This is a genomic window from bacterium SCSIO 12844, assembly GCA_024397935.1.
Lineage (GTDB): Bacteria > Pseudomonadota > Gammaproteobacteria > Francisellales > Francisellaceae > M0027.
This window is the reverse complement of the sequence record CP073743.1, coordinates 574,084-587,555: the sequence shown is the minus strand read 5'-3', so window position 1 is coordinate 587,555 and position 13,472 is coordinate 574,084. Positions and strand designations below refer to the sequence as shown.

The window sequence follows — 13,472 nt, the reverse complement described above, 5'->3', positions numbered from 1 at the left end:
CTTATAATATTTTAATTATCTTCATTACAATAAATTTTGTCGCTTTCACTAACTAGTTTACCGTGATGAGAGCTTGATTGTATAGCGTTTTTTACATAATTTCCAGTTATTTTTGTTTATTTTTTGATCAATTTTTGATTTAAATCAATAAAAACAAAAATAATCACTAGCAACTATTCGGCTTTCTAGTATACATTTTTCATCATAATAGACCTATACTTTTATAATAAAAGTCATAATATTACAGTAATTCTTATGGAGATTTTGCAATGATTAAAAGCTTCAATGACCATGCAGCTAATGAGCGCACATTTCTTGCATGGATTAGAACAGCAATTACCATTATGGCATTTGGCTTTTTAATTGAACGATTTGATATATTTTTAAGCTATCTGCATCAATCGGTTCATAATCCCAATATTAAATTTCAACATTCATTAAGTGCTGAATTAACTGGACTTCTTCTAATGATTGTCTCAGTTATAATGATTATTACAGCAACGATACGCTATTTAATGCTCAAACGATCGATTGAATCAGAGAAAACACAAAGTTATGGTTCACTGTTAACAAATGTCTTACTGGCAGTTCTACTTGTGCTTGTATTTATGTTCCTAGCCACATACATTGGTAAGAATGTTTAAAATCGCATACAACACATAAAGATATATCAAATTTGTGAAATTTATTTATTTTAAGCTACAATTTCAATAAACCATTATAAAAAATAATAGAAATAAGATTAATTATGGGGTTGCATGAATCAAGATAAAGCTTTAAAGCTAAATATTGCCGTATTATTTGGTGGTATTAGTATTGAAAGAGATGTCTCAATTGCCAGTGCGCAAACTGTGATAAAAGCATTGCGTAGTAAAGGGCATTGTGTAACACCTTTTGATACTGAGCAAGGTATTTTAAAAGAATACCAAGAAAAAGAGATATTTAGCTATCATGTTGCACAGAGCCCACCTGATAAATATCGCTATCAAGCAGACAGTAATTTTAAAACTAATCTATTTAAGTACTTAAATGACCTTAAATCTTATGATCTTATATTTATTGCATTACATGGTCAATTTGGTGAAGATGGGCATGTTCAAGCAGTGTTAGAGCTTGCAAACATTGCCTATACTGGCAGTAATGTTATCTCTAGCGCACTTGCAATGAATAAACACTTTAGTAAGCGTTTAGTACAAGCCGCAGGTATAATTACACCTAATTGGCGCTTAATTAGCCAATTAAATCACCATGATGTTCATATCCATCAATTCCCAATTGTTGTTAAGCCCAATACACAGGGTTCAAGTATTGCAGTTAATATTGCTTATGATCAGGATCAGTTTGATGCAATGCTTGAGCAAGCTTTTTATTATGACAATGAAATATTAATAGAAGATTATATACAGGGACGAGAATTTACAATCGGTGTTTTAGATGACCAAGCACTAAGCCCAGGTGAGATTATCACCGATGAAGATACATTTAACTATTATCATAAATATCAACAAGGTACTGTCAAAGAAATTTTCCCAGCCGAAGTTGATCAATCATTATCAATTTGCATTAAAACTGCAGCACTAACAGCACATCATGCATTAGGCTTACACGATTATAGTCGCGTTGATTTTATGTTAGATGAAAAAGAGCAACTTTGGTTTCTTGAGGCTAATTCACTGCCAGGGCTTACGCCAACCTCACTCTACCCAAAATCGGCTAATACTTCGAATATTTCCATCGCTGACGCATTAGAAGAAATTTGTTTTAAAGCGTTAGGACGTTTTAGGCGAAAAAATATCATATAAATTAGTATCTTATTGATCTTTAACAGCCATCGTTAAACGACTCACAGAAACAAGTTTTCCTGCTTCATTATGGATGTCAATTGACCAAACTTGCGTTGTTCTACCAATATGAAATGGTTTAGCTGTAGCAATAACTTTACCTTTATATGCAGCACGTATATGGTTGGTATTAATATCTAATCCAACACAGTACTGCTTTGTTAAATCAACGGCATAATTAGCAGCACAACTACCAACAGACTCTGCAATCACACATGAAGCACCCCCATTCATAATACCAATTGGTTGTTTGACTTTATCCGTGACAGGCATTTCTGCTTTAACATAGTCATCACCAACTTCAGTATAAACAATTCCTAAAAGATCTGATAAAGTTCCTTTACCACGTTGATTCATTTCATCTGCTGATGTCGGTGTTTTCCAAATACTCATAATCTAAATCCAATAATATGCTTTTATCTTATAACTTACAAAGGCTTAAATATCGTTTGCGGCTTATCTGATTTAAAACGCCCATATAACTCAATTGCATAACGATCTGTCATCCCAGCAATAAAGTCACAAATAATACGCTTACGTTTTGCTTTTTCTGAAGGGTCATAAGCATAGTAAATTTGTCCAATATCTTCAGGTAAAAATGATAATTCTTTTTGTGTTGTACTTAAAAGATCAAATAATGTTGCAATAATATCACCACCACGATATCTGACAATATTAAGCTTAGTTGCCTTAATAACAGATTGAAAAATAAACTGTTTTAATACTTCAACCTGCGCTTTAACTTCATCTGATAAATAAACCTTAGATAATAAAGAACACTGATCATTATGTTCAAACACAATGCCATTTAATGCAAAAAACACCAACTGTGAAGTCAATTTTGTTCTAATATAGCCACTATGAGCAAGATTTTTAGCCTTTTGATACACTGATTCAAGCCCCTCATTGATTGAAAAAACACTTGAAAAAATATGTTTTACAATATCACGAATTTCAGAAGTAGATAAATTAATACCTTCTTTTAAAACAGCACTCTGTATTGATTCAAGTGTTTTTTGATCACTACCAATCATTGATATAGGTGATAAAAAACCACCCTTTAAGGCATCTTCTAAATCATAGGTTGAATAAGCAATATCATCAGCTAAGTCCATAATTTGGCATTCAATCGTTTTAAATGGTGTTTGTACATCTAGTTCATAGCCAGATAATACATGTGCCTTAATTTCATCAACCAGTGATGCCTCACTTACATAATAGCCTTTCGGTGGCTCTATTCCTGTTTGAGCAACATAAGGAGGTATTTTATAATCATATTTTAAAACTGCCGCTAATGTGCGGTATGTTAAATTGAGCCCATAGCGCTTATCTTCACCGTTAACAACAGGTAAATTTCCATCAATCACTTTTTTCTCAATAACGGATAATACACGCAATGTTTGCGCATTACCTTCAAATCCTCCATACTCGCGCATTTTCTCATGTAATGCACGTTCACCATTATGTCCAAATGGTGGATGGCCAATATCATGGCAAAGTGCCGCTGTTTCAACCAAGTCCGGATCAATATCTAATTGATGCATTTCATTTAAGCGCACAGTAATTGCTTTTGCCACTTGTGCAACTTCTAATGAATGCGTTAAACGATTTCTAAAAAAATCACTTTCAAGACCCGGAAAAATTTGCGTCTTACCCTGAAGACGCCTAAATGATGCCGAATGAATCACCCGCGCATAGTCACGACGAAATGGTGTAAATGACGGTTTTTCACTATCTTCTTCTAAAAATGGACGAAACAAATCTTTAGGTTGATATAATGACATTAAATTTAAATACCTTATTACGTGTTAACTTTTATCAGCAAATAACATAATAAATAAACAAATAATAAAAATAACCCAGGGAATGGCAACAACTAAAGTAACTAGCCAATGGATACGGCTATAAAGTTCACCACCATAAGCTGAATGAATCAACAACATACTAACAATAGTTAAGATAACACCAAGTATAAATGAAACAAATGCCCATTTATTAACTCGCTTCTGATTCAAACGATTCTCCTAATTATTTAATAATGATTTTCCATAAGTAAATATTTTCCTATGCCTAAAACCATTGCGCAACTTGTTTATTTTTTGCTTGTGCGTTAAATACGACTATTTTTTATTTGGCATAAATGCAACTAGGCGCATCGGTGCTTCGGTTAAAAATGCACCTTTAATCGGCAGAGCAATACTATAAGCACCTATTTCAGGTAATTTATCAGCATTAGCAATGTTCTCAACAATATATTTATTTTTAGCTAATAATAAATTATGTACAGGATAGCCACTTTCAGGCACATCAGGTGAAAGTGTATCAATTCCAATACCTGCAATATCTCGTTCAAGTAAATATTCACAAGCTTCTTTGGATACTGAGGGAAAACGATAATTATTGTGATATTTTTTCTTATCTTGCCAAAACTTGCTCCAGCCACTATAAAAAATAACCATTACACCTCGCTTAATTCGCCCATGACGCGCTTCAAATGATGCCAAATCAGCAACACTTACTTGATATGTTTCATCTGCTTTTTTGGATACATCTACTTTAACACAAGGAGAAATTAATTCACTTAGCTGAAGATCTGCTATGGATGATGCACCTTCTATATAATGATTAGGCGCATCAATGTGTGTGCCAATCCCCGCATTGATATTTAAATGTTGAATTCTAAAGTTGTCTACTTCTTCACCATCAGCATAATCATGTGCAATCTGATACTTAAAGCCACAATGTCCATCCCAAGTTGGTGTATCGGCTGTTAGAGTATGAGTTAAATCTATAAATTTTAATCCTAACTTCATGCTAATCTTCCTCTTTAAATTAATTAACTATCCATCATTACAAGTACTTTTTTAAACGTTCCATTGCCCAAGGTACGCCAGCAATAAAATAAGGGTTTATTAAACTATCTTTTCTATTGTAGGATAAGATAGTTTTATTTTCTAAGTCAACGCATTTGCCACCTGCTTGAGACAAAATACATTGCCCTGCTGCTGTATCCCATTCATAAGTAGGATAAAGCCTTAAATAAATATCTGCGCTCCCTTCAGCAACATAGCAAAACTTCAATGCTGAAGCAGTTTTTATTAAACGATAGGGTTTAACGCTTTCTAATTTATATAATAAACGCTCAGATAATGGTTTTGAACTACCTAATGTAATTTTCAATACCTCATCACGCTCATTATTACTTACAAGCTTTATATCATTAGAGTTGCCATTAGAGATAATTCGCTTAAAAGCACCATCTTTTACAGATGCGAAATAACAAATATCATCTATTGGCACATAAATAATACCGATTATTGGTTGATGTGCTTCTATTAGCGCAATGCTAATGACAAAATCATCTTTTCCATCAATAAAACTCTTTGTACCATCTAAAGGATCAATCAACCAATATTTCTGCCAGTTTTTTCGTACTTGATAAGTTGGCAAAGGATTTGATTCTTCAGAGAGAATTGGAATATCCGGCGTTAGATGTTCTAATTTCTCTACAATACATTGATGCGCCTTCATATCCGCTATGGTTAATGGCGATTGGTCATCTTTCCTTTTAATATCGATTACTTTTTTATGATAGAATCTTAAAATTTCAGCAGCCTCTGATGCAATATCTATCACATGATTCATTAATTTTTTCATAGCATCTTAAATCGCCTGGATGCAACAAACACCACTTTATGGTACAGTGACATCAAGTTTAAATTAGTTTAATCATAACTTAAATAATATAACGATATGACAATTGATTTTGTTCACCTAAAAGTACATAGTGAATATTCATTAGTAGATAGTACTATCCGCCATAAGCGTTTGCTATCAGAAGCAGTTAGCCGTAATATGCCCGCAGTTGCAATGACTGATCAATGCAATTTATTCGCTATAATTAAATTTTATAAACAAGCACTATCTTATGGTATTAAGCCAATTATTGGTGTTGATTTATTAATTCAGACAGATGAAAAAGAACATACGACACTCACTTTATTAGCTGAAAACCAAATAGGCTATCAGCATATTGTTGAGATTATCTCTGATGCTTACTTAAATGCGACTGAGCGAGTCAATGGCATTCCAGTTATTGATAAAAATAAATTATTTAATGCATCATTAAAAGGAGTGATTGCACTATCAGGTGGTTGTGATGGAGAGATAGGCCTACTGATTAATAAAGGCCATTTAGAAAAAGCCCAACAAACTTTATTAGCTTATAAAAATATTTTTGATGATGATTCTTTCTTTATTGAAATACAACGTTTAGGCAAAGAAGAAGAAACTTATTATACAACTGAGGTTTTAAAATTTGCCCAACAATATGATATTCCCATTGTTGCAACAAATAACGTACGCTTTTTGAATAAAGAAGATTTTGACATCCATGAAGTTCGTGTAGGCATCTCTGAAGGTTATACTCTATTAGATGAAAAAAGAACCAGCAGATATACTAATGAGCAATACTTTAAAAGTGCAGAAGAAATGAAAGCACTTTTTAGTGATCTGCCAAGTGCACTAGAGAATACTGTAATTATTGCTAAACGCTGTAATGTTACTTTTAGATTAGGTAATGCTGTTTTACCTAGCTTTCCAATTCCAGAACACCTAAGCATTGATGAATACTTTGCAAAGGTGTCTTTTGAAGGCCTTGAAAAGCGATTTTCTAGCATTTTGAATAATTATGAAGCATCCGAATATGAAGCGCTAAAGTCACGTTATAAAAATCGACTACAAATAGAAATTGATGTGATTTGCCAGATGGGCTTTCCTGGTTATTTTTTAATTGTTGCTGACTTTATCCAATGGGCAAAAGATCATGATATCCCTGTTGGACCTGGACGAGGTTCTGGTGCTGGATCATTAGTTGCCTATGCATTAAAAATTACAGATCTTGACCCATTGCCTTACAATTTACTATTTGAGCGATTTCTAAACCCTGAGCGTGTTTCAATGCCTGACTTTGATATTGATTTTTGTATGGATGGGCGTGATCGTGTTATTGACTATGTTGCTCAACGTTATGGCAGAGAAAGTGTTTCACAAATTATTACCTTTGGTTCAATGGCTGCAAAAGCCGTTGTTCGTGATGTGGGGCGTGTCCTTGCACAACCTTATGGCTTCGTTGATAAAATTGCCAAATTAATTCCCAATGAACTAGGTATTACATTAACGGATGCTTATAAAGAAGGCTCTGAATTATATCAATTCTGCCAAGATAATGAAGAAGCAGAGCAAATTTTAAATTATGCATTTAAGTTAGAAGGTACAATAAGAAATGTAGGCAAACACGCAGGTGGTGTTGTTATCTCACCTTCTGCATTAACTGATTTCTCCCCCTCCTACTGTGAGGCAGGTTCCAAACAACTTGTCAGTCAATTTGATAAGAAAGATGTTGAAGAGGTTGGCCTTGTTAAATTTGACTTTTTAGGCTTACGTAATTTAACGGTCATTAAAATGGCTGTTGACTTAATTAATAAACGCTTAAAGAAAGAATCTAAGCCCTTAATTAATATCGAAACATTAAAGCTAGATGATACAAAAACCTTTGACTTACTCAAACGTAGTGAGACAACTGCAATTTTTCAACTTGAATCACGTGGCATGAAAGAATTAATCGCACGCTTAAGGCCTGATTGCTTTGAAGATATCATTGCACTTGTAGCACTCTTTCGCCCTGGTCCATTAGGTTCTGGTATGGTCGATGACTTTATCAATCGAAAACATGGCCGTCAAAAAGTCTCTTATCCACACCCAAAACTTGAGCCTGTACTTAAAGAAACTTATGGTACGATTTTATACCAAGAACAAGTCATGCAAATTGCACAAGTTTTAGCAAACTACACACTAGGTGGCGCTGACTTATTACGCCGCGCAATGGGTAAAAAAGACCCTAAAGAAATGGCAAAGCAACGAGATATTTTCATATCAGGGTCAAAAGAAAATGACATTGATGAAAAGCTTGCTTCTTCAATTTTTGATTTAATGGAAGAATTTGCCAAATATGGCTTTAACAAGTCTCACTCAGCAGCCTATGCCTTAGTGTCTTATCAAACCGCTTATCTAAAAGCACATTATCCAGCAGAATTTATGGCTGCTGTTTTATCTTCTGATATGGATAATACTGATAAAATTGTTACGTTGATTAATGAGTGTATGACAATGGGACTTAACGTTATCCCTCCTCATATTAATCAAAGTCAAAAACAATTCTCAGTCAGCCAAAATAATGATGTAGTTTATGGTTTATGTGCAATAAAAGGTGTCGGCTTATCTGCAATTGAAATGATTATTGATGAACGAGAAAAACATGGTGCTTATTTAAATGTCCTTGATTTTTTACAGCGAGTCGACTTACAAAAAGCAAATAAGCGTGTACTAGAAGCTTTAATTTGTGCAGGCGCGTTAGATGACTTAGGAACCCATCGTGCTTCAATTTTATTATCATTAGATAACTTACTTAAGCGAGTGGAGCAAAATGAACTAGCACAATCTTCTGGACAAAGTGATTTATTTGGATTTTCTGAGCCAGATGATAATACTCAAACTGATACAACCCTTTACACAGACTGCGCCCCATTTAGCCTTAAAGAAAGATTAAAACGTGAAAAATCTTCTCTTGGACTGTATTTATCAGGCCACTTAATCGATGAGAATAAAGCATTATTAGACACCTTAGGTATTAAAGCACTTAATAGCATTAGTCATACCACTAAAAAATCTTCTCAGCGCTTTGCTGGTGTCATCATTAGCTTTACGCAACGAAAGACAAAGACAGGCAGGGCATTTGGTATCCTTTCAATTGATGATGCAACATTACGCATCGATATTACCTTATTTGCTGATTTATTTGAAAAAACTAAAGATACTCTTCATGTAGATGACACCATTATCGTTGAAGGCGATGTTGAAGAAGATAATTATACCGGTGGACTACGCATTAATGCAAAAGCAATTCTAACGATTGATCACGCAATTAATAAATATGCTAAAGGCCTTGCCATTTATTTAAATGATCAACGCAACTGCGATGATTTAATTAAAATCAAATCACTTGTTACCGATGATAATAATGACAGTAACATTAACCGGCTATCATTTCATTGGCAAGAAGCGCAAGTATGTGTTAATTGGCCATTAAATTATGTATTAACTTTAAATCAAAATATTATTGATACGATTAAAAGTATAAACTCAGTTGATAGAATTGATCTACTATTTAATTAAATTATTAAGCTAATTATTTAACTTTTTGCTATATTTATAGTACTACGCACTTTAAAAAGAGAAATTATGAAACGTAAGTTAATTTCATTATTTATATTTATCATTGTTATAGCAGTACTATTTATTATATTACTGAGCATTAGAAACTATTATTTGGCTTATGGCGAACCACAATCTCGTTATGGCAGCGGAAAACTAAGCACCAAATCATACTTAGTTGAAAACACAGGCTGTCTTCAGTTACAAGGCACATTCAGACTTAATATTGTACAATCTCATCAATCAATGGTAACGATTAAAGTAGATGAAAACTTAATTCCGCTTATTGAAGTTAAAAATTACTCCGGTTGTTTACTTGTACAAGCACGACCTGGTTATTTGATTAAACCAAGTCAACCTATGGAAGTTATTATAAAAACAAAAAAATTTAATAAGCTAGATGCAAAAGGTAATATTGTTTTTGATGCTAGAAGTCTAAAAAGTAAAAACCTAACACTTAATTTATCTGGTAACACTTACGGGCACGTTGAGGGTGCATCAAAAAATATGACAGTTAATGCATCTGGTGCATCTTCACTACATGCCATTAACCTCCAAACGCAAAATACAACAATCAATGCTTCAGGTTCTGCTAATTTGTATGTTGACAGCCAAGATAACCTACTGATTAAGGCCAGTGGCAATGTTAAAGTTGTCTATAAAGGCAACCCTTCATTAGCAAAACAGATATCACGCTCAGTTAAAGTTGTTTCATGGCAAAACCGTCAGCAAGATGATACTATACAGTCTACGTTAATTGAGACAATCGTAGGTAAATAATCATTGCAGAATCGTTATCTTATTGGTATTGATTTAGGAACGACTAATATTGCTTTAAGCTACTATGATCTAAAAAAACCAAATCAACCGATTCAACTGTTTAAAATCCCTCAAATAGTTGCCCCTGGACAAATAGCAGAATTAACATTACTACCGGCTTATTATCTTTATGCCAAAGATGCGCTTTTTAAACTTAGTGATGTTGTAATGCCTTGGCAAAAATCCAAAGCAATTATTGGCCATCTGGCTAAAGAACTTGCTAGTAATTACCCAAATTTAAGCATTTCAAGTGCCAAAAGTTACTTATCACACCCAGTGATGAATATTGAGTCTCCATTTCTACCACTTGGTAGCCATGAAGTTGATGCAAAAATTTCTCCTTTTGAAGTAATCATTCATTATTTAGACTATCTAAAAGGTGCTTGGAATCATCAATACCCAAATGACTTATTGGAAAATCAAGTTGTTGTTATTACCATACCGGCATCGTTTAATGATCAAGCACGTCAGTCAACGTTGAAAGCAGCCACATCGACAGGCTTTAAGCACGTTAAGCTATTAGAAGAACCCATTGCAGCTTTTTATCACTGGTTAAATACACACAACTTAGCTGATGAACAAATAGATCAAACCGTTAGTGAGCTTGCTTTAGTATTAGATATTGGCGGAGGCACATCAGATTTTAGCTTAATTCAATTACAACTATCACCAAATGGACCAAGCCTAAATCGAATTGCAACAGGCAAACATTTATTAGTTGGTGGTGATAATATGGACTGCTTTTTATTACAGCAATTAATAAAGCAAACACAGCAATCATTAAAACGCCATTACCAAAATCAATGGCTTAATCAAATTCAACAAGCTAAAGAAACATTATTTAGTCAAATACACACAGATCATAACACGCAATCAATTAATATTAGCTTTAACTTCAAAAAATCAAAGCTTATTGCAAAGACTGAATCTGTCTTATTAGATCAAAGTCACTTAGAACAGTTACTTGATGGTTTCTTTCCTAAAGTTTCACTGGAAGGTTTAACACCTCAAAAAACAACGACAGGATTAAGGCAGTTTGGTTTAGCATTTGAATCAAATCCTCAAATTACAGCCCATATTGCAGATTTTCTATATCAGAATCAAAAAGAAGCAAGAGATGCTTTAAACATTAAAGATAACCATAGCATTCCTATCCCACAAGTTATACTTTTTAACGGTGGGATATTCCATTGCCAATTATTTACTCAGCGTATAACAGAAATTATCGATAGTTGGCGAGAAGTTAAATCAGAACCAACTGAGGTTTTATATAATGATGAACCTTCACTTGCTGTCGCCTATGGTGCTTGTAGCTATTTAAAAGCTAAACATGAAAAATCACTGACAATCCAAGCAGGCTCCAGATCAAACTACTTTATTCAAGTTAGTGATAAAATGGGTTTATGTATTCTAACAAAAGGTACACCAGAAGGTCATATCAATCAAATTACAAAACACCCTTTAAAATTACAATCTAATCAATTATTACGCTTTCCTCTATTTTTAAATGATCAAAATACATATGACATTGAAACACTAACTGAAATAGATGATCAATTTAACTATGTAGGCTCTGTTATTACAGAATTGAAAAGCCAATCAAGTAATCATTGTGCGACCTTATCCTCAGAGCTAAATGAAGCTGGTATTTTAAGTTTAATGATCTATGATCAAAATAATAAAGCCCATCCTTTAGAATTTAATTTAACCAATCAAGCTTATCAGAGTCAAATTTTACCTAAAGCAAAAAATGATGACGAAACTAAATTTAATGAAACTAAAATAGCCGCAATTAAACAACAACTAGAAACGTTCTTTTCTGATAAAACAATTGGCATTGCTACAATTAAACAGCGATTAAATCATATTAGTGGCGATATTCATCAATGGCCGATACACTTTGCTCGTGAAATCTGGGATATTTTATTTGAGATAAGATATTTACGCTTTAAGCGACCTGAGGCAGAGCAATACTTTTATTATTTAACAGGCTTGTTATTAAACCCTGGATTTGGTGAATATAAAGATAACCAGCGTATTGAGAAAGCCTATGAACTTTACGATAAAGGTATTGAGTATGTTAAACATAATGCCTGTATTAGTAGTTTTTGGGTGATGTGGCGACGCCTTGCTCCAGGCCTAAGTGCTAAAATGCAAACGTCACTTTATCAAAAAATAAAACACGCACTTTTAACAAAACATGATTATCTATCGCAAAAAAACTTAATTGCTCTTGATGAAAAAATACGTCTTGTAAGCGTATTAGAAAAATTACCCATGCATCAACGTATCGAACTTGGTAATCAACTAATTAAACTGATTAGCCAAAAACCATTAAACTCGCTTTACTGGTGGGCTTTAGGCCGCATTGGTAACCGCCAGCCGATTTCAATTAACCCCCAAGAATTAATACCTACAGATAGTATTGAATCATGGTTAGAACAATTAATTCCAATTGCAATTAGCGTTAAGAAACACAAAAAGCACACCAAATTGATTGTACATGCATTAATCTTAATCGCGAGAAAATTAGATGATGACTATTACCAGCTTGATTCAATCTATGAACAAAAACTAATACATTTATTTAACAAACTTAAAGCAGAGCACAACCAAGTAGAGCTAATTAAATCTGTCAACCAACTAGATATTGACACTTCACGATATCTTTATGGTAATGACTTGCCACTTGGATTAACACTTTAATGAAAAAAATTGGGTTTTAATCACATAAGCTATCCTTTATACTCAAAGCGCAGCTTAATACTTTTTAGGAGCAGATAATGATGACTAAAAATCTCGGCATTGTTATTTATGATTTTGTTCAGCCTATGGATGTTTTTGGCCCTTGGGAAGTTTTTTCAGTATGGAAAAATATACTTAACGTTCCTATCAATCTATATTTAGTTTCTGAAAATGAGCAACAAATACACTGTGATGATAAAATTACTTTAAATGCTCATTGCACTTTTGATAATGCACCTGACTTTGACTATTTTATTGTACCAGGTGGCAAAGGGCGCCTTGAACAGTCAAAAAATGCTAAACTACTCGATTTTATTAAAAAACAAGCAAATCACTGTGAATTTTTATTATCTGTTTGTACTGGTATGTTTTTACTTTATCATGCTGGATTATTAAAAGATAAACCAGTGACAACCTATTGGCGGGCTGTCCCTGAAATTCAAGCTTTAAAAGATATAAAGTTTTGTGGTGAACGTATTGTTAAATCAGGAAAAATTTGGACAGCAGGCGGAATTTCCAGTGGTATTGACTTAGCCCTTGAGTTAATTGCATCAATTGCTGGCAAAGAAACAGCAGGTAAAGTTCAGCTACTATTTGAATATTTCCCAGAGCGTTTGAGCTATTGTAATTTAGAGACAAAAAATCAGTTGCCAGACTATGCTCCTAACGTAAGTAGTAAAGCGACAGATTTGCCTCAATATATTAAGGATTATATTAATTCTTAATCAAATGATTATACCTGAAGATGTATCTACCTATTCATATCGCCCTCAAGATCAGGTAAACTACCCTGAG

Annotated in this window: 11 protein-coding genes; 6 read left to right on the top strand and 5 right to left on the bottom strand. The window is 33.6% G+C overall.

The annotated features are described in order from the left end of the window. The first annotated feature begins 269 nt into the window (after positions 1-269). Together KFE69_02790 and KFE69_02785 are read left to right on the top strand one after the other, a co-directional pair. Positions 270-644: a DUF202 domain-containing protein gene (locus KFE69_02790; GenBank protein UTW43089.1), complete on the top strand. Its 375-nt coding sequence runs from the start codon at positions 270-272 to the stop codon at positions 642-644. 114 nt (positions 645-758) lie between these two features. Next, complete coding sequence (locus KFE69_02785) at positions 759-1,802, top strand: D-alanine--D-alanine ligase (GenBank protein UTW43088.1); 1,044 nt, start codon at positions 759-761, stop codon at positions 1,800-1,802. 9 nt (positions 1,803-1,811) lie between these two features. Here KFE69_02785 and KFE69_02780 read toward each other — a convergent pair whose 3' ends face one another. From KFE69_02780 to cysQ, 5 genes are all read right to left on the bottom strand, one after another. Then, a complete protein-coding gene (locus tag KFE69_02780) occupies positions 1,812-2,234 on the bottom strand; it encodes a hotdog fold thioesterase (GenBank protein ID UTW43087.1) in 423 nt (140 codons plus the stop codon). Between the two features lie 35 nt (positions 2,235-2,269). Continuing rightward, positions 2,270-3,625, bottom strand: coding sequence for a dNTP triphosphohydrolase (gene dgt / locus KFE69_02775; protein ID UTW43086.1), 1,356 nt, complete (start codon positions 3,623-3,625; stop codon positions 2,270-2,272). A gap of 24 nt (positions 3,626-3,649) precedes the next feature. Beyond that, complete coding sequence (locus KFE69_02770) at positions 3,650-3,856, bottom strand: hypothetical protein (protein UTW43085.1); 207 nt, start codon at positions 3,854-3,856, stop codon at positions 3,650-3,652. Between the two features lie 105 nt (positions 3,857-3,961). Continuing rightward, positions 3,962-4,654, bottom strand: coding sequence for a cyclase family protein (locus tag KFE69_02765; protein UTW43084.1), 693 nt, complete (start codon positions 4,652-4,654; stop codon positions 3,962-3,964). Between the two features lie 37 nt (positions 4,655-4,691). Then, complete coding sequence (cysQ, locus tag KFE69_02760; GenBank protein UTW43083.1) at positions 4,692-5,498, bottom strand: 3'(2'),5'-bisphosphate nucleotidase CysQ; 807 nt, start codon at positions 5,496-5,498, stop codon at positions 4,692-4,694. A gap of 96 nt (positions 5,499-5,594) precedes the next feature. On the opposite strand from cysQ, the gene dnaE reads away from it, so the two are divergent. The 4 genes from dnaE to KFE69_02740 all read left to right on the top strand — a co-directional run bounded on the left by dnaE (position 5,595) and on the right by KFE69_02740 (position 13,402). Next, positions 5,595-9,074, top strand: a complete 3,480-nt coding sequence (gene dnaE, locus KFE69_02755; GenBank protein UTW43082.1) for a DNA polymerase III subunit alpha — start codon at positions 5,595-5,597, stop codon at positions 9,072-9,074. A 66-nt stretch (positions 9,075-9,140) separates the two neighbouring features. After that, positions 9,141-9,893 (top strand): DUF2807 domain-containing protein, encoded by a 753-nt coding sequence (locus KFE69_02750; GenBank protein ID UTW43081.1) that lies wholly within the window; start codon positions 9,141-9,143, stop codon positions 9,891-9,893. Positions 9,894-9,896: 3 nt separating this feature from the next. Further along, a complete protein-coding gene (locus tag KFE69_02745) occupies positions 9,897-12,638 on the top strand; it encodes an Hsp70 family protein (GenBank protein ID UTW43080.1) in 2,742 nt (913 codons plus the stop codon). Between the two features lie 77 nt (positions 12,639-12,715). Continuing rightward, complete coding sequence (locus KFE69_02740; protein ID UTW43079.1) at positions 12,716-13,402, top strand: DJ-1/PfpI family protein; 687 nt, start codon at positions 12,716-12,718, stop codon at positions 13,400-13,402. Positions 13,403-13,472 lie beyond the last annotated feature (70 nt).